Origin of the sequence: Peribacillus sp. TH14, from assembly GCF_016651145.1 — a bacterium.
Lineage (GTDB): Bacteria > Bacillota > Bacilli > Bacillales > DSM-1321 > Peribacillus > Peribacillus butanolivorans.
In genome coordinates, this window is record NZ_JAEKEK010000001.1 from 1,339,466 (window position 1) to 1,365,386 (window position 25,921).

General features: G+C 36.6%; 21 protein-coding genes and 1 pseudogene. 3 read left to right on the forward strand and 19 right to left on the reverse strand.

Annotated features, from left to right (window positions below; translation table 11 throughout):
• Positions 1-62 precede the first annotated feature (62 nt).
• The 11 genes from JFU50_RS06710 to JFU50_RS06760 all read right to left on the reverse strand — a co-directional run bounded on the left by JFU50_RS06710 (position 63) and on the right by JFU50_RS06760 (position 12,248).
• Positions 63-416, reverse strand: coding sequence for a YxeA family protein (locus tag JFU50_RS06710; RefSeq protein ID WP_201182892.1), 354 nt, complete (start codon positions 414-416; stop codon positions 63-65).
• A gap of 5 nt (positions 417-421) precedes the next feature.
• The gene (locus JFU50_RS06715; RefSeq protein ID WP_201222180.1) at positions 422-2,341 is read right to left on the reverse strand and encodes an ABC transporter permease; all 1,920 of its coding nucleotides are present in this window, start codon (positions 2,339-2,341) and stop codon (positions 422-424) included.
• Positions 2,328-3,095 (reverse strand): ABC transporter ATP-binding protein, encoded by a 768-nt coding sequence (locus tag JFU50_RS06720; protein WP_053344432.1) that lies wholly within the window; start codon positions 3,093-3,095, stop codon positions 2,328-2,330. Before JFU50_RS06720 ends, JFU50_RS06715 begins: the two co-directional genes overlap by 14 nt.
• Positions 3,096-3,229: 134 nt before the next feature.
• Complete coding sequence (locus JFU50_RS06725; RefSeq protein WP_201222182.1) at positions 3,230-4,378, reverse strand: VanZ family protein; 1,149 nt, start codon at positions 4,376-4,378, stop codon at positions 3,230-3,232.
• Positions 4,379-4,902: 524 nt separating this feature from the next.
• Positions 4,903-5,193, reverse strand: a complete 291-nt coding sequence (locus tag JFU50_RS06730; RefSeq protein WP_201222184.1) for a DUF3817 domain-containing protein — start codon at positions 5,191-5,193, stop codon at positions 4,903-4,905.
• Positions 5,194-5,500: 307 nt separating this feature from the next.
• A complete protein-coding gene (locus tag JFU50_RS06735; protein ID WP_201222186.1) occupies positions 5,501-6,184 on the reverse strand; it encodes an RraA family protein in 684 nt (227 codons plus the stop codon).
• A 74-nt stretch (positions 6,185-6,258) separates the two neighbouring features.
• Positions 6,259-7,557: a CitMHS family transporter gene (locus tag JFU50_RS06740; protein WP_201182900.1), complete on the reverse strand. Its 1,299-nt coding sequence runs from the start codon at positions 7,555-7,557 to the stop codon at positions 6,259-6,261.
• A 158-nt stretch (positions 7,558-7,715) separates the two neighbouring features.
• Positions 7,716-8,669 (reverse strand): hydroxymethylglutaryl-CoA lyase, encoded by a 954-nt coding sequence (locus JFU50_RS06745; protein ID WP_201222188.1) that lies wholly within the window; start codon positions 8,667-8,669, stop codon positions 7,716-7,718.
• A gap of 1 nt (position 8,670) precedes the next feature.
• Positions 8,671-9,879, reverse strand: a complete 1,209-nt coding sequence (locus JFU50_RS06750; protein WP_201222190.1) for a CaiB/BaiF CoA transferase family protein — start codon at positions 9,877-9,879, stop codon at positions 8,671-8,673.
• 275 nt (positions 9,880-10,154) lie between these two features.
• On the reverse strand, positions 10,155-10,931 hold the full coding sequence (locus tag JFU50_RS06755) for an IclR family transcriptional regulator (RefSeq protein ID WP_201222192.1): 777 nt from the start codon (positions 10,929-10,931) through the stop codon (positions 10,155-10,157).
• A 252-nt stretch (positions 10,932-11,183) separates the two neighbouring features.
• Positions 11,184-12,248 (reverse strand): C45 family autoproteolytic acyltransferase/hydolase, encoded by a 1,065-nt coding sequence (locus JFU50_RS06760; RefSeq protein WP_201222193.1) that lies wholly within the window; start codon positions 12,246-12,248, stop codon positions 11,184-11,186.
• A gap of 868 nt (positions 12,249-13,116) precedes the next feature.
• Between JFU50_RS06760 and JFU50_RS06765 the strand changes: the two genes are divergently transcribed.
• On the forward strand, positions 13,117-13,383 hold the full coding sequence (locus JFU50_RS06765; RefSeq protein ID WP_201222195.1) for a hypothetical protein: 267 nt from the start codon (positions 13,117-13,119) through the stop codon (positions 13,381-13,383).
• A 90-nt stretch (positions 13,384-13,473) separates the two neighbouring features.
• On the opposite strand, the gene JFU50_RS06770 is transcribed toward JFU50_RS06765, so the two are convergent.
• Positions 13,474-13,743: a hypothetical protein gene (locus JFU50_RS06770; RefSeq protein ID WP_201222197.1), complete on the reverse strand. Its 270-nt coding sequence runs from the start codon at positions 13,741-13,743 to the stop codon at positions 13,474-13,476.
• Between the two features lie 140 nt (positions 13,744-13,883).
• On the opposite strand from JFU50_RS06770, the gene JFU50_RS06775 reads away from it, so the two are divergent.
• The gene (locus JFU50_RS06775) at positions 13,884-15,275 is read left to right on the forward strand and encodes a hypothetical protein (protein WP_201222199.1); all 1,392 of its coding nucleotides are present in this window, start codon (positions 13,884-13,886) and stop codon (positions 15,273-15,275) included.
• 198 nt (positions 15,276-15,473) lie between these two features.
• Here the strand turns inward: JFU50_RS06775 and JFU50_RS06780 are convergent, their stop codons facing one another.
• From JFU50_RS06780 to JFU50_RS06800, 5 genes and pseudogenes are all read right to left on the reverse strand, one after another.
• Positions 15,474-16,895 (reverse strand): amino acid permease, encoded by a 1,422-nt coding sequence (locus JFU50_RS06780; protein ID WP_098176109.1) that lies wholly within the window; start codon positions 16,893-16,895, stop codon positions 15,474-15,476.
• Between the two features lie 49 nt (positions 16,896-16,944).
• Positions 16,945-17,706, reverse strand: coding sequence for a dimethylarginine dimethylaminohydrolase family protein (locus tag JFU50_RS06785; RefSeq protein ID WP_201222201.1), 762 nt, complete (start codon positions 17,704-17,706; stop codon positions 16,945-16,947).
• A 162-nt stretch (positions 17,707-17,868) separates the two neighbouring features.
• Positions 17,869-19,488 (reverse strand): M20/M25/M40 family metallo-hydrolase, encoded by a 1,620-nt coding sequence (locus tag JFU50_RS06790; RefSeq protein ID WP_201222203.1) that lies wholly within the window; start codon positions 19,486-19,488, stop codon positions 17,869-17,871.
• A 78-nt stretch (positions 19,489-19,566) separates the two neighbouring features.
• Positions 19,567-20,054, reverse strand: a pseudogene (locus JFU50_RS06795) (hypothetical protein).
• Positions 20,055-20,061: 7 nt separating this feature from the next.
• Positions 20,062-20,946 (reverse strand): dimethylarginine dimethylaminohydrolase family protein, encoded by an 885-nt coding sequence (locus JFU50_RS06800; protein WP_201222205.1) that lies wholly within the window; start codon positions 20,944-20,946, stop codon positions 20,062-20,064.
• 147 nt (positions 20,947-21,093) lie between these two features.
• Here JFU50_RS06800 and JFU50_RS06805 point away from each other — a divergent pair, with 147 nt between their 5' ends.
• Positions 21,094-21,834 (forward strand): IclR family transcriptional regulator, encoded by a 741-nt coding sequence (locus tag JFU50_RS06805; protein ID WP_201222207.1) that lies wholly within the window; start codon positions 21,094-21,096, stop codon positions 21,832-21,834.
• 422 nt (positions 21,835-22,256) lie between these two features.
• Here the strand turns inward: JFU50_RS06805 and JFU50_RS06810 are convergent, their stop codons facing one another.
• Positions 22,257-23,009 carry a thioesterase II family protein gene (locus tag JFU50_RS06810; RefSeq protein WP_201222209.1) on the reverse strand — a complete coding sequence of 251 codons (753 nt, stop codon included), beginning with the start codon at positions 23,007-23,009 and terminating at the stop codon, positions 22,257-22,259.
• A gap of 27 nt (positions 23,010-23,036) precedes the next feature.
• Positions 23,037-25,907 carry a non-ribosomal peptide synthetase gene (locus tag JFU50_RS06815; RefSeq protein WP_207198783.1) on the reverse strand — a complete coding sequence of 957 codons (2,871 nt, stop codon included), beginning with the start codon at positions 25,905-25,907 and terminating at the stop codon, positions 23,037-23,039.
• Positions 25,908-25,921: the final 14 nt, after the last annotated feature.

Sequence of the window (25,921 nt, forward strand, 5' to 3'; positions counted from 1 at the left end):
AACAGGCAGAGAAAAGGGCTGTACTCCACTTACTTATTTGGAGACAGCCCTTCTTTCATATTTTATTTTTTTTGTGCCTTTTCCGGAATTTCCTCAAATTTCACTTCATCATATGACGATACTTCATCACCATTTTTTACGTACATCTTCAAGTAGGCATCTTTCCGAAGATTTTTTTGTGCAGTGAATTCTAGTGGAATTGTTTCACCATCAGCATTAGTAGCGTCCAGTTTATAAGAGTAGGAGGTCATCACTGTACCATCATCCAGTTTGGTTTCATGCTCTTCCCCATCCTCTGTAATTTGTAAATAATAATTGCTGGCATTCATACGGTTGAAGTCAATATTAGTAAGCGCGAAGACTCCTACTACTCCTAGCAAAAACAAAATGCCCACTACCATTAGAAATTTTTTCATCTCGATCATCCTTCTGTTTTATTATTTTGTGTGATAATACGATTGTAAGAAGCTACCGTTAAGATATAATACAGACCGTAGATAACTGTATAAGCAATCATCCAGATCATCACAGGTTTTGCAAGGTCCATCATCAGTAAGCTAGAGAAGGCTTTTAAAGCAACAACACTGTGTAATAACCCTACTGTTAGTGGTACGAAGAAGATTACGAATACTTGTGATGCAATGGATTTCCGCATTTCTTTTGCGCTAACGCCCATTTTATGAAGCATATTGTATTGTGATTTATCTTCCTCTGCTTCAGTTAATACTTTAAAATAAATGATACTACCTGTTGCAGCTAAAAATACCAGACCCAGGAAGCTTCCGATAAAGAGCAGTGATCCCACGCCTTCAATGCTTCTCTGAAAATCTTGAGGGGCACTAGAAAATAGCGCTTCTTCAGGTATTTGTTTTGCAATTTTTTTAGATAAATCCGTAGAAGCATTGTCCACACCAATGACACGATATTTTAGTGCTTCTCCTTCTTTTTGTAATACTTTAAATTGATCATTTGATACCACAACTGCAATACCTGCTGTGCCGGCATTTAAAACTGTTTGCGTTTTAAAGCTCTGGAATGTGATTGCAGAGTTGTTTTCTGTCGTGATGGTCTTTCCTTTGTATTTAGGTGAGAATCTTTTGTCATATCCAATATCTAAAATAACCGCATTGTCAGCATTCACATGTAGTTCTTCCTTGTTTTGTACTGCTGCTAATTTGTTATATGTTTTTTCGTTGATAACCGTATAAATTCTTTTATCTGAGCTATCGAAAACTGATGCCGCGTTTAATTCTTTTGTATTAAATGTGACTGATAGTGCTTCGATATTTTCATCGTACTTTGTATCTGACAATACATTGCTAACTTGTTGATCGCTTTTTGCATCTGTTTGCTGATACATAAAGGTATTCGGATCAGCGGTCATAACTTGGTCATTTGTGTTGTAATAAAGACCATACACTGCACCGCCTGCTGTTACAGTTGTAGCACTTAACACCGCAATTACAGTCAATGTACGTGCATTACCTCGAATACGATATAGCAGTTGTGAGATCGTCATTATATGAAGACCTTTCCATAGCCATTTTTCATTTTTCTTAATCACAGCTAACACAAAGCCTGTCACACTGTGGAACAATAAAAACGTACCGACAATTACTGTTGATAAAATAATGAGTGCTGTCATTAAAAAGCCGACTTTTTGCCACACTTTAGAAGTAAAAAGATCTTGCATCGCCAACCAATAACCGATGGCAATTAGTAATACTCCAAGAATGGCTACAATCATAGATGGCTTCGGAGCAGCTTCCCCTTTTTTCGATGCATGGAATAAATCAATTAGTTTAAATTGATAAATTAAACGATAGCCTTGGAATGATGTCACTAAGAAAATAATAAGAAATACAATAGCTGTATTCAAAGCTGCTGATCCCGAAAATGTAAATGGTGCTATGACATCATAGCCCATTAAATGAATCAAAATCGTCATAAATCCTTTTGAACAAAGGAATCCAAGAACAACCCCCATTACTAATGAAACCAAACCTAATAATAAGTTTTCAAAAAAGAGCATAAAGCCAATTTGACGATTACGTACGCCTAGTAATGCATACAATGCCACTTCTTTTTTACGTTTTTTCATAAAGAATGAATTCGAATATGCGATAAATATGGCAACGAAGAATATTAGAATGACTGCCGCACCACTCATTAGTGAATCTAATTTTTGTGATGACGCTGTTTTTTCTGCAATCGTATCACTATATTTTAATGTCACAAATGTGAAGTAGATGACAATACTAAAAACCATAGATGCGATGTATAAAAAATATTGGGAGAAGTTACGTGCAATATTTTTTCTCGCTAGACTAAATAACGTCATCTACCTCACCCCCAATTGTTGCAAGGACATCCAAAATCTGTTGGAAGAATGCTTTACGTGTTTGGTCACGACGATAAATTTCTGTTGATAGCGTACCATCCTTGATGAAAATAATACGTCGGCAGAAGCTTGCGGCATATGCATCATGTGTCACCATCATGATGGTAGAATTATTATTTTCATTTAAATTACTTAAGCTTTCAAGTAGATTTGTCGCTGATTTTGAGTCAAGTGCACCTGTTGGTTCATCCGCTAGAATCAGTGCAGGTTCTGTCACAAGAGCTCTGGCTGCAGCTGTTCTTTGCTTTTGTCCACCGGAAATTTGGTAAGGATATTTTGCTAGTAAATCTTCAATACCAAATACTTTAGCAATACGATTCACTAAGATATTAATTTCTTTAGCTGGGGTTTTCGCAATCGCCAGTGGTAATAATATATTTTCCTTCACAGTCAATGAGTCGAGCAAATTGTAATCCTGGAAGATGAAACCAAGATTGTCACGTCTGAAATCTGCTAAAGCAGCTTCCTTCAAATCGTGAATACTCGTATCATTCATATAGATTTTCCCTTCAGTTGGTGAATCAATTGTTGCTAACATATTAAGCAAAGTCGATTTCCCTGCTCCAGAAGGCCCCATGATGCCCACAAACTCTCCTTCATGAATGTCAAAAGATACATTTTCTAACGCAGTATAAGCAGCGCTTAATTTACCATATGTTTTTTTAATATTTTCTACTTTTAATAATGGCTCCATGTGTTTCACCTCGTCATTTTTGCTGATACTTATACTATAAATGCCCATCCTTACAGCATCTTTGTGCCAACCTTACAGCAACCTTAAATCTTAAAAAAAATCGTCTTCTATTGTATAGAAGACGATTTATTACCTTATTTTTTTCTAGTTGTATACAAATCAGATGCTTCATCGAAGTAGAAACGGCGTTTTTCTTTACCAAATACGACTAACATAACGTGAATGAATAACACGATTGTTAAAGTAACAAAGATGACCCAAGTACCCAGTGTTAAAAATACGGATGACTTATAATAAGGAGAGTCCATTGGTACTTCCATATTATTCAAAGTGCTCGCAATCACTGTTATAAAATACATGGCATAAATTGCACCAAAGCGTTTAAACAATCGCTTGTTTGTTTCTGCCCTACATACTTTACTGTCATAGCGAAAGCGCATAATCTTCGTACCAACTGTATGTCCACTCCAATGCATTGGAATGAAAAAAAACATTACAAATAATGCAATTGTACTTACAACAAATTCACTAACCTCATTAACATTGGACATGTTCAAAACAATTCGGATTACAATTTTACATATGAATAAATCAATAATTATTGCTAGCAATACAGACATCTTTTTTACTTCATCATGGGCTAATAGTTTATCTGCTTTCTCCTTAACTTTCTGCTTCGACGGAAATAACGCTAGTACAGCTGGGGCAATGAAGAAGCCGAGTACGCCACCTGAAGTATTCAACATTAAATCATCTACATCAAAAATTCGATAAGCACAATTATAAATGCCATAAATGCCAGTTACCTGTGTTATTTCGTAGAATAGAGTTAATACGAATGTGAAGCCAAGAGCTTTCTTCCAATATTTTTTCTCTTGGAAGAAATAGCGTAAATAAACGCCAAAGGGCAATAATAATAGGAAATTGAAAAACGCTTGATAAAATGAAGGTTGTTTAAATAACTGCATATATGTACCTGGTTGTGTTAATACAATACCACTGTTCTCAAAGGTATTCGCCACGAATTGAAATGGCACCAGTGAAAAATGCTGTGTATCAGATTTTTGTAACGAACAAGTATCGCGTATTTCTGGCAATGGCAGTAATACTAAAAACAACGCTGATAGAAAATAAAAGATAAATGAAAATGTGATAAATGTAGTAGAAAGTGGCAAGTGATTATATTTTCTATATGTATAAATGAGCCATGGAATAAATAACATAAACACCAATATGGCAAAAAAGATGGCTGCCACATAGATTGGTTGTGTATAGGCTGTCAATTTCTCTCCCTCTTTTCATGAAAATAATTTATGCTCTTCATCCTAACATGCGCTTTTCTCTCAATTATATTTTTTTATAAAATATATAACTCCTCTAAGCGGCTCTAATATTTCATCCTCATCCATCATTAAGTTCCAAAGATGTTCATCTAAGATATCTATTTGTTCTTTTAGATAGTCAAATATATTTCGCACTTAAATATCCCTTTCTAACTGTTTCTTGACAATTTTTCCACTTCCTTCTCTGCCCACATCATCTCACCAAATTAACATATGGTTATTATGAGGTTATAGAAGGACCAACTATTAAGTTAGCTACGGACAAAATGAACGAGATGAAAGCATAAGAGAATCTCAAGAAGTGAAAAAACAACTTGCAGCCAATTAACAAAAATGTGGTGGCAATTTTGGAAATAACAAAAAGAGTAGCTATGCATTCAAGCTACTCTATCACGTAATTTTTTAATCCAATATGCCATTAAAAAGTCATTTGTTTTGATATAAATTGAATATTTCTTTATTATTTAGCTTTGCTTCAATAGTTTTCGATCAATAACAAAATTCCCAAACGGGATAAAAGAAACGATGAAGATCATCGCCATTTTTATAAATGACCATTTTGATTTAATGCTCACATAAAGTAGTAAAAGTCCGAACACGACAAATAGGAAACCATGAATGCTGCCTAAAATGAGTGTTGCTTCTCCAATATCCAATATGTACTTAAAGGGCATACCAATAGCCAGCAATAGAACATATGAGATTCCCTCAATTATTGTAATAAACCTAAACCATCCAAGAGCTGTAGAAAACACTTGTTCATCCCCCTACTTTTTTACAAGTACAAATTGATAGGAACGGTTCACATGAAAGGTTTCTATCTACTTGCTACTTTAATTTTCCAGTCTATTTCTCTATCATATTATATTGCTAGCCGCTCCACTAATAAATAGTATCCATGATTTCTTAGGTCTAGAATAAACAAACAAAGCCCAGTCCAAAGACTGAGCCTAAGTGTTTTCTAACAGCTTCAAAAGAGACTTCGGAATCGGACTAGTTTAAATGAAAAACCCGATCCTCCACCTCTAGTGTTTGTACCACAAAATACTCCCAATTAACAATTTAAAATTTTTCTGTTTTATTTTTTAACCAAGAAGGCTCAATAGTTCTCTCTGGATCACCTTCTTTACTTTTTCGAGTATATTCTGAGATTTCTCTGAGGCGCTTTTGCTCATAAGCTAACTTTTTCTCTGCCTTGGCAAATACATCTTCAATAGTTTCCTTTGAAACAACAACTACACCATCTTCATCACCAATGATTAAATCACCGGGGTGAACAGTTACACCACCACACGAGATAGTTGTATTACATTCCCCAGGTCCATCTTTAAATGGTCCGCTAGGCGTGAATCCCTTTGCAAAAACTGGAAATCCCAATTTACAAAGAGCCTCTTTATCACGAACTAATCCATCAATTACAATACCCTCAAGTCCGACTGCATTTGCAGCTCCAGCCATTAACTCCCCTAAATAGGCATTTGCTTTGTGGTCTTTTCCATCTACGACTAATACAAAGCCTTCTCTTCCAGAATAGATGGTTTGATGAAGAATTAAATTATCTCCCGCTCTCATATTAACAGTCATAGCTGTCGCTGCCACTTTCATTCCAGATGCCACAGGCTTTATCTTATAATCCATTACACCGGTACAATCCATCGCATCTGCTATAAGGGTCGTACTTAATGCTTTAGCCCTCTCTATGATTGATACAGGTAAAAGAGCAGGAACTGAGTCCAATCTAGTCATATGTTTACACCCCATTTCGTTATTTACTCGAATGAAAATGATAGTTTCTTTCAAATCGACAACTGATTACATAACTAAATTGATAATGCACCAAAAAAGATAGCTGTAATAATCATAACCAGAGCTGTTCCAACAGCGTATTTAAATGAAAATTTAATATGCTCTCTAAACTCAATACCAACAAGCCCGATTAATACGTAAACGGAACCGACCAAAGGACTTAATAAATGTAAAGGCTGCCCTAATAACGATGCTTGGGCAATCTCAAGTTTATCAATACCGAATCCCGCAGCTGTCTCAGCAATAATTGGAATTATACCAAAATAATAAGGATCATTCGCCATTACAAAAGTGAATGGCATACTTGTTAGTCCTACGATAACTGGCAATTGTGGACCTAAAAAGTCAGGAATTACTTTGACCAAAGATGATGCCATTGCATCAACCATTTCCGTTCCCTCCAAAATACCTGCGAAAATACCTGCAGCAAAAATCAAGGAAGTAACAGTTAGAATATTTCCTGCATGTGCTTCAATTCTTTTCTGTTGATCTTTTAAATTAGGGTAGTTCACGACTATGACAATGACAAAGCCAATCATAAATAGGGCTGGGAGTGGCAAAATGGCTTTAACTAATGCAAAAATTAATAGTAGTGTAAGCATTATGTTGAACCAATACAATTTTGGTTTTTTTAATGATTGAACAGCCTCGTCCTCGATTGATGCGGCTATTTCCACTTCGGCTTCCGTTTTATTGCCATATACACCTAATCTTTTACGTTCTCTTAAGCCAAAAAATACACCAAGCCCAATTACATATAATGCCCCAGCAATGATAGATGGAATAATTGGTCCAAGTAGTTCCATTGCATCGTAACCAAATATAGACATAACCCTTGCAGTTGGCCCACCCCAAGGAAGGACATTCATAATTCCCATTGACATTGCGGGGAGACAAGCAAGTATTAGCTTATTCATCCCTAATCTCTCGTATAATGGCAATAATGCCGTAACAACAATTAGGTATGTGATCGTTCCATCTCCGTCTAATCCTACCAACAAAGACAAAACTGCAGTAGTAACTGAAATTTTTAACGGATCCCCTTTTGATATTTTCACCATTCTGTTCACCAAAGGATCAAACATACCTGCATCTATTAGTATCCCAAAATATAAAATGGCAAATGTAACCATAATTGCTGTTGGTGCAATAGTTCCAATTCCATCCATCATCATAGGTCCTAGGTCAGTGAATCCACCAATTAGTGCAAAAATGACTGGAATGATAATCAGGGCATTAAGAGCACTTAAACGCTTACTCATAATTAAATACATAAAAACAACAATCATCATAAATCCTAAAATTGATAACATAAATACCTCCCCTTTATTTGAATGCGTTTTCATTTCATGTTTGGCAATAGAATAGCGCTTTCTAATTCATACTTGTTCAGATTAATTGGAACAATTTTCGATTCTAAATATTACCCTTTGAAGTTTTTTAAGGGATTCGCATGAATCCCTTTTCGTTCTCATCCCAGTTTTATTTGATTTTTAGGTTTAGCGTGCAGCCTACTATTTGGACCTGCCTTAAGAATAAAGCTTCCACCATCATGCCCAATTGTATTTTTGATATCCCTAGCAACATCGAGTAATGAGTCAAGATTAATTCCTGTCTGAATTCCCATCTCATGAAAAGCATGAGTGAGATCCTCAGTGGGTATATTTCCAGCAGCGTTAGGAGCATAAGGGCATCCACCCAATCCCGTGGTAGAACTATCAAAGTCTGTAACTCCTTGCTCCAACGCTGCAACTGCATTAGCTAATGCCATCCCTCTTGTATTGTGTAAGTGCAAAGTGAACTTGAAACTAGGGAATAATTTTCTTAAAATACTTAACATTTCAGAAACCTGCTTTGGATTTCCCATTCCAACCGTATCTGCTAATGAAACCTCAGTAACCCCCATATTTTTATAACCTTCAAGAATTGATAAGATCTTTTCCAAAGGTACCTTTCCTTCATAAGGACAACCAAAAGCTACCGCAATTGAACCTCCAACTTCTACACCATATTTTCTAGCAAGTTCTACAATAGGCAAATGATCCTTTTGTGCTTCACTAACTAAACAGTTAGAATTGGATAGGCTATGCGAGTCTGTAGCCGATAATAATATTTTTATTTTTTTCATTCCTGAATTAATAGCACGTTCTGCACCGCGCAGGTTAGGAACTAGCGCCCGAAACTTTACTCCATCTAAATCCTGAACCTGTTTTACAACCTCTTCAGCATCTCTTAATTGGGGTATTGCTCGCGGATGTACAAATGATGTAACTTCAATGTGTTTAATTCCTGTACTTGCCAGACCACGAATAATACGAACCTTTTCCTCTGTAGGTATCCATTTTTCTTCCATTTGAAAACCATCTCGTGGCAGGACTTCCCATATATTCACTTGTTCGGGTACAACCTTTTTTTTATTTTGCATGTTAAATTATCCCCTTTTCCTTCAAACTTGTTAATTCCTCTTCAGATATACCAAGTTGTCCACTATATACCTGCTTGTTATGCTCTCCCAGTTCCGGTGCACGATGACGGATACGCCCAGGTGTTTCTGAAAACTTTGGCACGATGCCGGGAACTTTAACTTTGCCTAACCGAGGATGATCAACTTCCAAAATATTTTCCCTCGCTTGATAATGAGGATCTTCGAAGATATCTTTTATGCTTAATATAGGAGAAATGGGAACACCAAACTCATCCATTGTCTTCAAAAGTTCTTGTTTATTTAGAGATTTCATAAAAGTCATAACAAGTTCTTGAAGGATGTCATTGTTATTCATTCGTGCTTGGTTTGTTAAATAATCAGGATTTCCTATCAAATCCGTCCGATCCATAGCTTGAGCCAAACGTTCCCATGTTTTTTGTGTACTGCATACCATGACAACCCAATGTCCGTCTTTTGTTTGGTAAGTACCCGAAGGGCTTGAATGACCGTGAAGCATAGGTGCTCTCTCGCGTACTTTTCCGAGCTGATCATGTTCAGCAATTAAGAAATCCATCATCCTGAACATCCCTTCGTATAGTCCCATCTCAACGATTTGACCTTTTTCTTTACTCGATGTTTCACGATGAAGGAGAGCGCTTACAGTTCCAAAAGCAATATATATGCCAGATATATAATCGAGTAATGAAAATGAAGGGCTTACTGGGTGTCGGTCCTCAAATCCCTGTAGGTAGGTATATCCCGAAAATGCAGTACTAGGCGTTCCGAATCCTGCCTTTTCTGCATATGGCCCTGTCTGCCCATAACCAGATTGCCTAGTCATAATGAGACGGGGATTCACTTCCCTCAGCACATCATATCCTAGTCCCCATTTTTCCATGGTTCCAGGCCTGAAATTTTCTATTAATACATCTGCGGTTCTAATTAATTTTTTAAATATCTCCTTGCCCTCTTTAGTGCGAATGTCTAATGTTACAGACTGTTTATTACGTGCAAGCCCTGGCCACCTTAACGGTTCAGATTCTTTCCAAGGTCCCAGTCCACGCAAAGGATCCCCTTTATCTGGAAGTTCAATTTTTATAACTTCTGCTCCCAGGTCTGCTAGTAAAGTGGCTGCAAAAGGAGCTGCAATCACAGTAGATGCATCAATAACACGAATTCCTGTCAAAGGTCCATTTGTAGGATTATCCATAGTAATTACTTCCTCCTTGATGTTTTATTTCAGTATTACTGTTGCTAGACGCAATGGAAATATGAAATGTTCCTATCATCGATTACTATTAAATTGATTTGAGTTTCATTAGATGGAACTAATAATTCCATCTAACAGAACTTTATGTGTTGATTATAACAAAGCACTTTTTAGATGTCACTATAAAAATTATAAAATTCTGTTTTTTTAAGAGGTTAAAAATAAAAGACAGCGCCAGTGAGGCGTCGCCTAGTAATAGGATGGGTGTATCTTTTCTAAAATGAATGATTTTCTTTTGGATTACTAAAACATTCGGAAATTTTCAAGGCAATTGTCTTCACTTCATTTTTTATAGCATTCATACTTTCTTCCGTAAATCGTGTACTCGGGCCCGATACGCATAGACAAAAATTCACTTCTCGATCTAATCCAAAGATAGGTGATGCAACTGAATTAACCCCTGCTCCCCTCTCATCTAAACTTATTGAAATAGATTCTTTTTGAATGATCGGCAATTCATTTGTAAGACTTATGCGTAAACTTTCTGAATCTAAATCATTTAATGTGGATTCAATAAACGATGGAGACTGAAAAGCTAATAACACCTTTCCCCCTGAACCAATCTCCAACGAAAGTATCTCCCCAATACTTACAACATGACGGATTGATTGATTGCTCCCGTATCGCGCAATACACCTTCGTTTTTTATTCTCCAGCATATATAAACTTACTGATTCTCCAATTTCATTTCTTAACTTCTTCATGAATGGTTTTGCAATTTCTGTTATATCAAATGAGATGGTATTTTCTGCAATACGACCAAATTGATACATTTTGTAGCCAAACTGGTATTTTGAATTTGAGAATTTTTTTTGAAGAAGACCGTTATGTACCAAAGTATCTATTAACCTGGAAGTTGTTGATTTTGCCAAATTAATTTTATTCGAGATCTCTGTCAGAGTTAATTCAGATTCTTCCATAGTAAAGCAGTTCATTATGTTAATTGAGCGTTGAACTGTTCGTGATCCTTTCGAGCTTTCATTTTCATCCATTATAAATGCCCCCAATTACGAGTATTTAATTCCAAATCCTTTGCAATTCTGTTTAAAAATGATTACTGTTCCTTTAACGATACGTAAATAATTTTCAAGATTACATAAGCCTTACTTACCGTTTAAAATCAAATCCTGTCTCTACAGCAATCACTGTTTTTGTCCATTTAATTCTCTAATCATAAAAATTCCCAGTTTTCAGCTTTGTCACAACAAATCAAGCTATATTATCTGAATTTCCAAAGGGAGCGATCAATTCCGAAACCAATTTGCCCCCTCATCCATATGTACAAATGGAATATCCGTATCAATTACACCTCTAATTCGGTCTAACTCAACATCTTCTCCTTCGAGCCATTTCGCAAAATCTATTGAAGTAGGTTCCTGGTTCCCTCCCAAGGCCATCCAAGCTTTCATGTCCTTAGGTAAATAAGCGGATGTATGAATCGTTCCTGCCCAGCTGCTATATAAATCTGAGAAGACACCTTGGTTGGTATCATTAAACAATCTATAAGCATCGTAGGCAGATGAAAGTTTCCCTTCATGATCTTGTATAATTTCCAATCGGCGTTTCGAATCTATAAGATGGTTACGATTTTCATTTTTCATGATTTCAAAGTGATTGGTACAGGCATTTGACCTGCGCACCTCTACATTTCTCGGAGAGGTTTCCACAATATAGGTATCACCACTTTTATCGTAGACAACGTAAGTGAATGAATGCCGATGTGGGATTTCCTTCAACATCGCGACCGCTTCCTGAACGTTCGCACAAGATTCTACAATCAATCTACCAATCATACAACAAATGAATCCATCTCCTGGATTCTTTCGATTCATAAAGTTATATCCAACCACTAGCCCATTTTCATTCATGCCATCCATCCGTCCAGTCCCACGTTGACTTGGACCAATGCTAGCATAGCCCTGATCGGTTGGTTGAAATAGGACGAAGCGTCCCTCATATGTCTTTGGGTGGTAATCATAATTACGAATGAAATAATTCTCACCTGTCATAATGGAACATCCCGAACGAACATAATCCAATCGGTACCCTCCAAACTCCTGCAACACACGTTCAATTGGCCATTTCAGCGCTTCTTGCAAGCCAAGTAATTCTTCCCACACACCAGGGGCAAATTGTGTAATCGCTTTCTTGACCTCTTCTTCTTCAACCGTAAACCGTGGCTGCCTAATCTTCCACTGATCTTCACGATTTTTTACCGTTAGTGAATCTTTTAACTCCTCACCTTGCATGTATCCAAACTCATAATGTGTACCCCGAAATTGTATAATATTACTATATATTTGTTTCACGACTTATCCCTCATTTACAGTAATGGCCATTCAAATTAAGGATACTTGATGTATTGTTGAAAATAAAGAAGATAAGCCTTTAAATTTATGAAACAACTTACTAGGGCCTGTTCTGCTCACCGTTGTTTTATGGGCCATTTAATCTGGGCTTGGCGTGATGATGGCTTGCAAAAGAATTTATTCAAACGAAATGGCAATGTTGGCTTTTGATGTAGATTAAACATCTGAATTTACTTCCTTAAATCCACAACATTCATAACTGGATAAATCCGATAAAATACCCTACAATTAGAAAGTTCTTTAGGTCGTTAAATATTACATTTATCAAGCCCCTCTCAAACGAGAAGGGCTTTTAAAAATTAGTCTTATTGTGCTGTAGTACGGTTCATACAATTTAAAATAGTCAATACAAACTAAATATCGGATTAAACCCCATTGGAATAGCTAAAAGCGTTATTAAAATAAAACATTTGTCTTCCCAGTGTATTTTTTTTTCAAAAAATCGCTCCTTATCTGTTTGAAATATTCAATATATCTCTAGGTACTTTATTTTAAAGAAAAAATAAAAAAATTATATTTTTAAATTATTATGGTATTATAGTACTAGTTATAATTAATATATTTTACCAACTGAGGTTTGATGTGTAAAATAAGAAGGTTTTTGTCATGAATTATAGTTTTCGATTTAGTAATTAATAGTTTTGCAAAGCATTTGCATCAGCAAACGAAGGGGCAATCCAAACTGATAAGGCACAAGTAAACACAAATGGGGAAGATGAATTTGATAACATTAGTGAGAATAGGTATCTTTTTATTATTTTCTGGTCTTATGATTTTTGATTATTTCCCGAATATCGTCTTCAGTGACATGTCTAAGACTACAATGACAATTGGAATTATCGCAGTAGTGATTATCTATATGGTAATTAATCGAAAGACTGATGAAGATAACGAAAAAAACTCATTTATAGGAGAAGCAGCATTTATTCTCTATACTTTAGTGCTAATAGGAGTATTAACATTAATGGGTGGGAAATCTACTGTAGGAATCTCATTAAATAATCCTATTTTATGGTTTGTTTTATTATTAACTATAGTTGATATGACATTAAGATATAGGAAAATTAATGCTTAGAAAATTCATTTGCTATTGAAGTAATAAGGCAACCAATATGGCTGTCTTATTTATCGTCCCAAATGCCAAAATTCCACAAGTTTATCAGCGTCAATATTTAAGATGATTTGCCTTATCTATACGAATAACCGTCTCTGACAATGCAGTCCTACGCTGGTCACTAGCTTTAAAGTCAATCCTAATTGAATCAACAAATTGACCAATATTGTCTAGCTTTGTTTTAATGATAGCCGATTCAGTAGCATCATTTTTGACATTACTTTTGATATCATTTTTTCTATTTCGGCTAAATGTTAACAAGCCCAGGACATCCCTGCTGCCGTACACAATAAACCAAATGACAAAATGTTCAAGAAGCATTCATGTTGCTGCTTCTTGAACTCGATATTTTCATCATTAGTGAAAATAATGAAGATAAGCCCTTAAATTTATGAAACAACTCACCACCCCGATCTCCCCTCATAATCTGTAACTAGGCACATTTATGAGGGGGACGGATCATGGAGATGGAATTGACAGCACTCCATTGGATTTATGTTGTATTTATCGCATTGATAATCGGGTTTATGGTAAAACGTCGTGACACTACCCTCATTTGTATAGTCGGAATCTTCCTATTAGCATTAGTTGCTACAGGCAGTTTAGCTTCATCCATTAGCGGTATATTTAACAGCTTCATTTTCGCAATCACAGAATTAATGTCCACGATTTTAATTATTTCAATCATAGTTGCCATGAGCACAGTTTTAACAAAGTCTGGAATTAATGATGTCATGATCGCACCATTTGCTAAATTCATTAAAAATCCTACCCTTGCCTTTTGGATAATCGGAATCGTCATGATGATCATATCCTGGTTTTTCTGGCCCTCACCGGCTGTTGCCTTACTTGGGGCGGTTATGCTCCCCGTTGCATTACGGGCTGGTTTACCTGCTCTCGGTGTGGCGATGGCGATGAACCTTTTTGGTCATGGAATAGCATTGTCAGGGGATTTCATCATTCAAGCTGCACCTAAACTGACGGCGGATGCCGCTTCGATACCAGTCGGTGATGTTATCGCTGCGAGCATTCCCCTTGTCATCACAATGGGCGTCGTCACCACCCTCTCCGCCTTTATCCTCTTGAAGCGGGATATGAAACTTGGAAGAATCAAGGCGGAGGATAATGAAGGTATCCTCCAAGATCAAACATTTAGTGAAGATCTGCTCACACTGGCACAAAAGAAGTTTTTTGCAGTCTTCATTCCGATCGCATTTCTGTTGGATGTTGTGGCATTATCGATTTTGAAGTTACAAGGGGGAGATGCAACCGCATTGGTTGGCGGTACTGCCGTTTTCATTTTGCTCATTTTATCCCTTGTCGCACATAAACAACAAGGACTTGAAAAATCAACGGCCTATTTAATTCAGGGATTTCAATTTGGATTCAAAGTATTCGGACCCGTCATTCCAATCGCTGCATTCTTCTATTTAGGTGATTCTGGCTTCAACCAAATCATCGGTGACTATTTACCAAAAACGTCTCTCGGCATCGTCAATGATCTCGGTGCCGCATTAGCGGCCTCAGTTCCTTTAACGAAAGAAATAGCCGCCGTTACATTAACGGGCATCGGTGCCATCACTGGCCTCGATGGGTCGGGGTTTTCAGGAATCTCTTTAGCAGGATCGGTTGCCAAACTATTTGGAACGGCCATTGGAAGCGGAACCGCCACCTTGACTGCACTTGGGCAAATAACTGCAATTTGGGTAGGCGGCGGAACCTTGATTCCTTGGGCACTCATCCCAGCCGCTGCAATATGTAATGTCAGTCCCTTCGAACTTGCACGCCGGAATCTGCTACCGGTAACCATTGGATTAGTAGTCACAACAATAGTTGCGATGTTTCTCATATAACTTTTTATACAGCCAATGTGCCTGGGTATTAAAAAACGAGAACAATACTTGATGATCTAGATTTGAATGTGTGAAGTAATTTCCACTTCCATATGAAAAAGGACTGAAAAAAAGATCAGTCCTTTTTACATTTTAGATAAAAATCAAATTTTATCCTAATCCAGTAATCCAAGAAGATAATGCCCTGTAGATTCTAAACTACATTATTTTTTCATTACTACTATCAACATTTATTGTTGACTCTACTTTCTTAGCCAGTTTAAATTTATAGAATAATATACAGGCGATTAAAAATCCTATCCCATAAAATAATCCGACTCGTTGAGTAGAATCAAAAGCTAGAAATACTAGAATCAAAAAGCAAAATCCTAAACAAAACAATGGGACAAATGGATAAAATGGTACTTTGTATTGTAATTCTTCCGTTTTCCCACCCGCTTTTAAAAACTTCCTACGAAACATATATTGCGATAAAGCAATTCCCATCCATGAAATCGTGACGGAAATACCTGCGATTGACATAAGTAATACGAACACAGTATCAGCAGCAATAAAGCTGGTCAATAACGATAAGAGTGAAAAAGACATTGTAAAAAGAAGGGCATTCAACGGTACTTTTCTCTTAGACAAAATACCAAATATCTTAGGTGCCATTCCATCATGTGCCATCGACCAAAGTAAACGTGAAGATGCATAAAGACATGAATTTCCAACAGAAAGAATAGCTGTCAAAATAATAAAATTCATGATACCTGCTGCATAAGGGACCCCTGCAATCTTCATTAAAGTTACAAAAGGACTTTCTAATAGACCTAATTCAGAAGAAGGGAATATGGCAGAAAGAATAATAATGGAGGCAATGTAGAATACAATGATTCTAAAAATTACATTTCGAATAGCTCTAGGTATGTTCTCTTCAGGATTTTCACTTTCCCCTGCTGCAATCCCTATTAGTTCTGAGCCTTGATAAGAAAATATTACATTCATCATTGTCACAAAGACAATTGCAATACCACCTGCTGGGAAAAGTCCAGAAGGAGCTAGATTCTCAAAGAATGGGGTTGGACGATCAGATAAGGAGACAAAGCCAAAGATGCCAGCGATTCCAATTAAGATAAACAAGATTACCGCAACGATTTTTATTCCCGCGAACCAATATTCCGCCTCTGCAAAGCCTCTTGTCGTTAACGCATTCAATGTAAATAAAAGTACAATGAACACAGCACACCAAATCCAGATAGGAACATGAGGGAACCAGTGTTTCATCAATATTCCCGCTGCTGTAAACTCAACTCCTGCAGTTGCGGCTGAACCGACGAAATACATCCATCCGAGCGAAAAACCAGCGGAAGGTCCAATATATGTAGCAGCATATTTTTGGAATGAACCTGTAACCGGCATATGAACAGCTAGCTCGCCTAGACAGACCATTACCATATACAAAATAAGACCACCTGCTAAATAACCCACCAGAGCCCCTCCAGCCCCTGCTTGATTAATTGTATAGCCTGCATTTAAAAATAGGCCTGTCCCAATAACGCCACCAAGCGAAAGCATAAATAAATGACGTCTTTTCATTGAGCGTTGCAGTTGTTCATTGTTTTCCAAACCATTCCCCATATTATCACGTCCTTTTCTTTGCTAATAATCCACCTTCTTCCTAACTAACTTAGAATCTTAATGAGAGACAACTAAGACCGCCATCTTGTTTTTGGAATTCTGACATCTCCACTTCAATCACAGTGTATCCAATATCTTCAATCTTTTTCTTTGTTCCCTCAAATCCTTTCGGGACAATAATGTAGTCGTTCATTCGGACGCAGTTACCCGAATATTCTTCGTCCTCTGTTACAACAATTTGATTATAGCTAGAAAAAGCTTCATGATTGATGAATTCTCCGGCCACTAATAAATTATTGTCTCCTAGATAATTCACGCCCGTTTTTAAATGAAAGAATTTCTTAAGTGGAATGATGGTCGTATCATAGCCATACTTACCCATAATATCTTTGAACTGCCGAGCACCTGCTTCATTTGTTCTTGAAGAAAGTCCAACATAGAAGCGATCTTCTGCCTGCATGACATCTCCGCCATCTAACATACCTGGAGATTGAATATACTCAATTGTGTCATAAAAGTCTTTTAAAACTTCTTTCATTTCAATAATCTCACCATTTCGGCTTTCTGCACCAGGATTCGTTACAAGGGCACATTTTGGCGTCAACACGGCGGTATCTTCTACAAACGTAGAATCAGAGTACGTTTCATCCGATTCGAGAACAGTCACTTTCACACCACAGCGTTTTAATGCTTCTATATAAGCCTCGTGTTGTACAAGCGCTTTTTCATAATCCGGGTTTCCTAAATCCGATGTTGTTAAGCCATTTACATAACTTTTACCAATCTTTCGTACAATCGCATGTTTAAACATATTTATTCCTCCTAATATAGTTAACTTAATTTTTTTAAAATAGGGACAGTTAAACCATCTGAACCTTCCGGACCTATTGCACTTGTGCTCCAAACTGTACAAGCAGTTTTTTAGTTATTGGATTTTCGGCACCACTGGCCTTGCAGAAACGATAAAATGTCTCTATCGCCTCTCTACCAAACTCTTAAACATACTCTTTATCAAACTCTCTATCATAGCAGGAGTATGGACAAAGGCACTATCGATGTGAAGGCGCTCTGTACGCTGATGTGCATCTTTGCCGAACGGCCCTACATTGAGCACGGGTGCTTGAAGTTGAAGCATATCAGCGAAAGGAATGCTATAAGTATCGCCCCAGACTGGCGTATTCTTTTCAAAAGCAGTCCAGCCATCAGCCTCATCACTATATTGAACATAGCTTAAATCGCAAAGACCATTAAAATAATGAATTTGGCTGACTTCTTTATTAAACCTGGCTGCAGTTTCCTTTATTAATTGCACAGAATCGATGATAAACGGGTCATTGGACGTATTAACAGCTGGATAATAGGGTGGCGCAAACAGCAATACAATAGCCGGCGCAAGCTCCTGACATTGAATCATCAGTTTATCAGCGATTCGCAGTGATTTTTCCCGCTCATCCCATTCCATGTTTCCTTGGACTTCACTCTTTATTTCCGCAACAAAATTTGCACCAAATTTCCCCTCGGCATAAGAAAGTAACTTTTCGTAGCGCAATACTTTTACTTCGCCTACACCTTCAATCTGTTCACGCAGGCAAACAGCTTTATATGATTCATTGCACATTATCGCTGCTTCCTGTGCAACCTGCTCGAATATATCCATAATTTCAGCAGCGCTTCTTTTCATAATGAAAACATTATAAAGGGCGGCTGCACGATAAGGAGTCTGTGTTGAATATTGTAATTTCAAATCTTTTTGCTGAAGCGAAACGGGTAAAGGTGTATCCTCTCCGAGATCACTTTCCTGAAACAGAGTGTTCCACTCCATGAGTTGAGTAAGGAACGAGGCAATATAGTTAGCTGTAATTCCCTTTAAAGGCTCACCAACGTGAGTTTCTTTTCCATAAAAAAGAGCAGCCGGCATGATTTTCCCCAACGTTCCAGAATAGATATAATGTCTATCATCTCCCGGTTTCTGTGAAAAAGATGGTTCACTGTTAAAAAACATTTTATAAGAAAGGTCATATTTATCACGCAAAGTCACAAGTTCTTTAACTGCAGCTCTCATTCCCGCTGAATTCACTTCCTCATCTGGGACGGTTAATAGCAGAAGATTGATAGACCATTGTTCGATACTTGCTTTTTCGATGAGAGCCATATGAAGGGCAAGTCCCATTTTCATATCCATCGTTCCTCTTCCAAACAAGTATCTTCCCGATTCAAGATCAATGCGAGCTTCTTCCGGTAAATTATCTTTTCGTTCATGAAGTTTTTTTGTGAGCTCCTCTGGTTGAAAAGCAAGAGTCTCAAGATCGCCGTATTCTTCAGTCTGGACCGTATCAAAATGGCTAATTAATACGACTGTCTCCTTGGCTTCAGGATATTTGTAAAAGGCATTGACAAAGTTTCTCCCTAGATCAACTTCGTGAAGTGATAAGTGCTCTGGATTCCTTTTAAAATAATCAAGCTTGCTTAATTTCTCTTGAACTTTATAAGGAAACATGCATTCCCCTTCAGTAAGAGTACGGCTTTCCCAGCTAACAAGTTCACATAATAAAGCACGAAGAGTTTCAGGTGTACCCCATAGTGATCGACTCATCGAAATCCCCCTTCCGGTTTTTAATAAATGTAAGAATATAGGGAAAACCAACCTTCCTTTATCTAAATTTTCTGTTTTTTAAAAGCGTAGTGACAAACAGCTCAATCCACCGTCCTGCTTTTGGAACTCAGACATTTCCAGTTCAATCGTTTTAAAACCAACTTCATTCATTTTACGTTTCGACTCTTCATATCCCTTTGGAATAATCACATAATCATTTACAAGGATACAGTTTGCTGAGTATTCGTCTTCAGTTGAAACCGTTATTTTCTTGTATGGTGAAAAATTATGATGATTGATAAATTCACCTGCAGCTACAATCAAGTTTTCCCCAAGGTAGGAGATTCCTGTTGTCAGACAGCGGTATCTTCAACGAATGTTGAATCTGGAAATTCCTCACTTGCTGGCAAGTGTGTAACTGAAACCCCGCATTTTTTTAATGCTTCCACATAAGCAGCATGCTTCTCTAATAATCTTTCATAATCTGGCTTGCCTAGGTCGGAGGTTGTTAAACCATTTACATAACTTTCTCCCAGTGTTTTTACAATTACATGTTTATACTTAATTTCCCCCTCAATATTTAATATTCGTACGTACAACTGGACAGGTTAAACAAGTTGGTCCTCCAGTGCCTTTATAACTGATTTCAGTTCCCTTGTATTCATATACTGTGGCTCCAGCATCAAGAAGCTGTTGTTTTGTGTAAGCGTTACCAGAAGACATTACACAAACACGCGGAGCTAATGCAAGCACATTGCAGCCTAAGTTCATGTACTCATCATCCGGCACTTCAATAAGCTGAATACCGCGATCAATAAGCAGTTTTCTGAAAAATACTGGCATAAGACGAGAATGGATTACTGCTAAATCATGGTCTACCATGCTGATAAAGGACATAAGATGGAGGCACTCTGCCTCGCCTTGATCATGTGTAAGCTGGACTACGATGAATTCATCGACAAGATGAGCGGTCATTTCTTTTAATTGCCGAATAGCTTCAGCGTTTGTACGATAACCATGTCCAACAACAAGTGTCCGATCATCAAGCCAAACGATATCACCGCCATCTGCGACAGCATCACCAGTTAAAACACCAATAATCGGTATGTTCTTCTCCTTACAAAACTCCTTGTATACATTTGCTTCAGGCTGTCTCAATTCTTTCCCAGACTTTAAAATAATGGCTCCTTCACTCGTGAATTTTACAGGATCATGCGCATATAAGGAATCCATTCCGACTTCCGAAGATGCGGGCAAATAATCGATGTTTGGAACATATTTCTCCAAAATAGAAATAAAGTCACCATACTCTGTTAGGGCTTCTTTGAAATCTGGCTCTTCTACATAGTTGAAATTCTGCCATTCTTGGCTTATATGCTCTTGACTAATAAAAGCGTCGTTCGGATGTTTCACAATGACACGTTCTAATGGTTGGTACATAGACGAACAATATGTCATTACCTTTCCTCCCTTTTCCGCATATCGGAAAACGTTTCCGACAATAGGAAATTTTCTTAAATTATAAAATTAAATATGGTATAATGTCAATATGTTTTAAATCTTCAGTTTTTTTGTAACTCGTAATGAAAGATAGGTGGTAAGTTTATGCAATCAATTGACCGGGCCATGAACGTTATTAAGGTGCTAGTTTCCGATTCATCGGAAAACTGGCTGTCTATTACGGAACTATCTCAAGAATGTGAACTTCCGGTTAGTTCCATGCACCGTTTGTTAAAAGCAATGTCCAAGCATGGCCTAATTCAACAAGACGAACAATCCAAACAATATGGTTTAGGAAATATTTGGCTCGAATATGGTTTGCGTATGTATGACAAAATGGATTACATAAGTCAAATAAGGCCTGAACTAGAAAGGCTTATGAACAAAGTGGAGGAAAGCGTCTATCTCAGCCAGCCAGTAGGAATTGAGTCACTCATTATCGAACGAATCGACAGTGAAAAAAACCAAATCCGTGTTTATGACCAGCTTGGCTCACGAGTCCCTATGCATATTGGAGCTGCTAATAAGGTAATGCTCGCCTATATGCCATATAATCAAGCGAAAAAAATCGTAGATGCTCTTTTGCCAGTTCAAGAAAGAGCAGCTTTTTGGGATATATTGAAAGAAACTAAAATGAAGGGACATGGAATCAGTCACAGTGAAAGAACAGAAGGAACATCTTCTGTAGCTGTTCCGGTCTTAAACCATTTTGGAGAAGTGCATGGGGCAGTGAGTATTGGTTTTGTCAGCTTTAACTTGACAGAAGACAGACTTGATTTTCTCATTAAAAATGTGATTGAAACCGGCAATCGAGTTTCTTCAAAATTGGGGTATAGAGGACCATGAATATGAGACCAGTGGATGAACGGTATTCACGAAACGATTCATCCATTAATATCTTGTTGTTTTATAATAAACCCTGAAAATTTTAATAAGTCGTCACTTCTTTTCCGAATTAATCTTTTCGTTAAAATTTCAGTCTTTCCCTTGCAATTAACGCAAATAATCAAAGCGGTCAATATGGTAGATTGTTATTCCACCAAACCAATTATAAGAATAGTAGGCCTCAGATCCTAAGCAGATAGAAACGGGTGTCACGTTACTTCAAAACCTTGTCTCTGAAACCGATGGCATAATAAAAAAGGACCCAAAAGTGTCTGAAATCACCACAACTTTAAAATATAGATTTCATCTAATATTCTAAAGTTGTGGTTCGAACACTTTTGGGTCTTATTCTTTTTTCTCACAATTTTTCCTAATCGAAGGTTTTAACTTGATACGACTGTACTTAAATCAGAATTTTCACAATGACTACTGAGTAAATAATCTTGAATAATTTTTAATACGATATCTTGATTTTGCTTTAAGTAAAAATGATCTCCCTTTAAAATATGCAATTCGTTAATATGTTCAATGTATTGATTCCAGCTTTCAATACTTTCCTTCGTCACAGAATCCTCAGAGCCTAATAACAAAACAGCCTTATTATTCAACTTTTTTTGACGTCTATTTTCACCATGATAGTTTGCTAATATATTTAAATCTGATTGGATAATCGGAAGGAATATATTCATGAAATCTTCTGTTTCTAAGAGCTCCTTGTTTGTTCCCCCGATTTTTTTTAGTGATTGTTTTAAATTGTTTGAATTAGAACAATCGATTTGATCTACCTTATAATCTGGAGACGATTTGCTAGATATAAATAATTGTTCTACCTTATTTCCGTATCTCTCTTCTAATTTTGCCGCAATTTCATATGCTACTATCGCACCCATACTATGTCCAAAAAAGGAGATATTTTTTAGTGAATTTATTTGATATTTGGTTTGCATTTCTTCCATTAAGATATCCGTCAGAGCAGACATACGATCACACAATGGTTCACAGTATTTACTTCCATGTCCAGGGTATTCTAGCGGGATTACCTCAATCTCATTGCTATCAAATTTCCACTCTCTATAAAAAGATGCACTTCCCCCAGCATAAGGAAAACAAAAAAGTTTTTTATTCAGTCCTTTCATCCCCTTACTCCTCCACCTAAATAAGAATTAATTCAACATAAACTTCATAAAGTTTTCAACATATCTCGAATCAATTTCTGGCATTCTCATTGACAGCAGATCTAATTCCTTTTTGGTTTTGGATTGTAGAATTTCTGATTCTTTTAATTTTGTTGATTCGTCAATTAATTGGGACAAAGCACTTAATGAATGAATCTCATTAGATTGTGTCTTTTCTTTTAAAGATTGCAGCCATTCATCTAAGTCCATATTCGAGTAAGATATATCATTCTTTTCAAAGAAAGAGGTTACGAATTCACTTGAAACTTTCTGATCATTGAACATATGGTAGATTCCGAGTTTATTGTTCTCATCTAATCTTGATATTTTGTAAATAAACTCACTTACAAAATCGACTGGCATTAATTCAAAATGAATTTCTTCTTTAAATGGTAATATCTTTTGATCAATAAATGATTCAAAAACTTTGTACAACATATCCTTCTCGTTCCAGACCCCATTTGATGAATTAGATGAAATCCTACCTAATCGGAAAATATCGACTGTTAGTCCATAATCTCTTGCTTGGAGAAGTAGTTTCTCTGCAACCCATTTTGACTGGCTATACCCGATCATTAAATCGGATGAATAAACTAATTCGTCTTCTTCGTCCCATTTTCTTTCTCCAGTTAATACAGAAAGCGTTGATGCGTAATAAATATTTTTCCGAGTGTTGGAAGAAGCAAACTTAACAATCTCTACTACACCATCTACATTCGAAATTTTTGATTTACTATACGGTTCGAAGAAGTTCGTTTCTGCACCTACATGATACACCTGAGAAACATCATTGCTTAATTTCTCATATGTCATATCATCTAAACCGAATTGATGTTTACTAAAATCCCCTTCAATTACCACTATTCTGCTTTCGAACTCATCCTGCCAAAGACCATATTTTATTAATGTATCTTTTAATCTATTTTTCGAAGGAAATCTAACCAAACAATAGATTTTGACATGATCTATTTCCACTAACAATTTGTTTAATAGATGTGCTCCTAAAAACCCTGTTCCTCCTGTAATCAACATGTTTTTTTCAAATTGAACTGGTTGAGCACATATTTCTCTTATTTTCTCCTTCAAAGAGTGATCGAGCGTAGAATCGTTTTCCATCACGACTTCTATACTGCCAGATGAATCCATTTCAAGTGCATCAACAAATTTATTTACTGTATTATTTGCTAATAATATTTGTAAAGTGGCTTCTGGTAATACAGTTTCTTTCATTACATAGACCAGTTTGGTAGCTAAAATGGAATGCCCTCCATTTTCAAAGAAATTATCGTCTAATCCTAAACTTTGATTTCCTAATACCTTTTTCCAAATCTCTAATACTTCTTTTTTCTTTCCATCTTCTTGAATAGCTACGGAAGTTTTATTTTGCATTATATCCATTTCTAACAATTTCTCTTTATCCACTTTACCGTTGGCATTAAGAGGGAAATTATCAACTCTAACAAAGAAGTGTGGAATCATATAATTCGGCAATTCATTACTCAAATAATCTTTTATATCATTCTCGACGTTTTCCGTGTTCTCATCCTTATGTGTGTAATAAGCGGTAACGTAATTCTCATTATTGATGTTTTTAACAGCTACTACTGAACTTTCAACCTTTGTATATTTATCAAGTTTTTCTTGAATTTCATTTAACTCAATTCTAAAACCGCGTATTTTTACTTGGCTATCTTTTCGTCCTTTATACAGAATCTCACCATTATTTAAACGGATGCCATGATCACCTGTTTTATACCACTTCGTCTGATTTAAATCATCTATAATCAAAGCTTGTTCTGTTAATTCTGGTTGATTTAAATAACCTCTCATAACTCCTTGACCGCCAATGTAGATCTCTCCTATTTCTCCATCGCCAACCTCAACTTGTTCTTCAGATAGAATTTTTATTTCAACATTACTCAACGGCTTTCCAATAGGAATAACATCTACATCTTTGTCTTCAACTTCATGACAAATAGCAAAGGTTGTGCATTCGGTTGGTCCATACCCATTAATTAAAGAAACATGACCGATCGTTTGTTTCAATCTATTTACATGAGAAATGGAGATTTTATCTCCACCAACCACGATTTTCTTTAATCCTTCAAAAATAAATGGATCCTCATCTACCATTGCATTGAAAAGACCAGTTGTAAAAAACGCTACATCTACCTTTCCAACTGATATTGCTTCTTTCCAATCATCAAAAGAAGTAAATTCATTTGACATCAAGAATAATGTAGCTCCATTTAGTAACGCTCCCCATATCTCAAAAGTTGCGGCATCAAAGCAGGGGTTAGAAAATTGAGCCACTCTATTATTTTCGTTTATTTCAAGCATTTTAGAGTTCAATACTAAATTAACTACACTACTTTGTTCTATCATTACGCCTTTTGGCTTTCCAGTTGTTCCAGAAGTATAAATTACATACGCTAGACCATTTTCTGATGAACGGTTGACAGAAGTGTGTCCTTCCTTACTTAGCTCATTAAGCTCAAATAGAATTGGTTGAATGCCTAATTCACTAAACTTCCCTTGAGGGCCATTAGATAAGAAGAACTTCATATTCGTATCTGCAAGCATATATTCTAATCTTTTTAATGGATACTTTTCGTCTATTGGAACATAGCAACAACCTGACTTTAAAATTGCAAGCATCCCTATGACCAGTTCAATGGATCTTTGACTTGGAATCCCTATCATTGTTTCCTGTTGTATTCCTAAATCAACGATTTTTTTGGCAAGATTATCTGAGAGAATATCTAATTCTTTATAGGTAATTTGCCGTTCATTTTCACAAAGTGCAACTTTTGATTGATTATCCTCTACTATTTTTCTAAAAGCTTCAGTTATTGACATCAATTTATTCGTCG